This is a genomic window from Paludifilum halophilum (assembly GCF_002245355.1).
In the GTDB taxonomy this organism is placed as follows: domain Bacteria; phylum Bacillota; class Bacilli; order Thermoactinomycetales; family DSM-45169; genus Paludifilum; species Paludifilum halophilum.
The window spans coordinates 1-383 of sequence record NZ_NOWF01000198.1; the positions used below are offsets into that span (position 1 = coordinate 1).

At 46.2% G+C, this 383-nt stretch carries 2 protein-coding genes; both read right to left on the reverse strand.

Annotated features, from left to right (window positions below; translation table 11 throughout):
* On the reverse strand, positions 1 to 212 hold a 212-nt coding region (locus CHM34_RS18830), incomplete at its 3' end, for a family 1 glycosylhydrolase (protein ID WP_141201803.1).
* A gap of 7 nt (positions 213 to 219) precedes the next feature.
* Positions 220 to 375: a PTS sugar transporter subunit IIA gene (locus tag CHM34_RS20020; protein WP_094266069.1), complete on the reverse strand. Its 156-nt coding sequence runs from the start codon at positions 373 to 375 to the stop codon at positions 220 to 222.
* Positions 376 to 383: the final 8 nt, after the last annotated feature.

A 383-nucleotide genomic window follows, 5' to 3' on the forward strand; every position in this document is an offset into this window, starting at 1 on the left:
TCTTTATAGTGATGGTAAAAATCGATTGCTTCGTGGTTCGGATAAAATTTATCTGCTTCGATCGTCTCGGTGATCTCCCGAGGCACACCGTGAGCCCCAGCAGTCATCACATCGATTACGCTAGGTCCTTTACCGGCTGCATCCCAACCGCCTTCAAATTGATGTGCAGCTAAAGCGCCGCCCCATAAAAAGTCTTTCTTCATTTTCGTCATCCTCCAATTAATTTTCTAAAATAATGTCATCCATCGTTGCGGCTTTTGTAGGCGTCACGATTTTTTCCGGTGCACTCGTAATGATGACCGGTGTAATAGTCGACAATCCCGCGTCTTCGATTTGCTTCAGATCGACCGTTAATAGTTGGTCCCCTGCTTTCACGCTTTGAC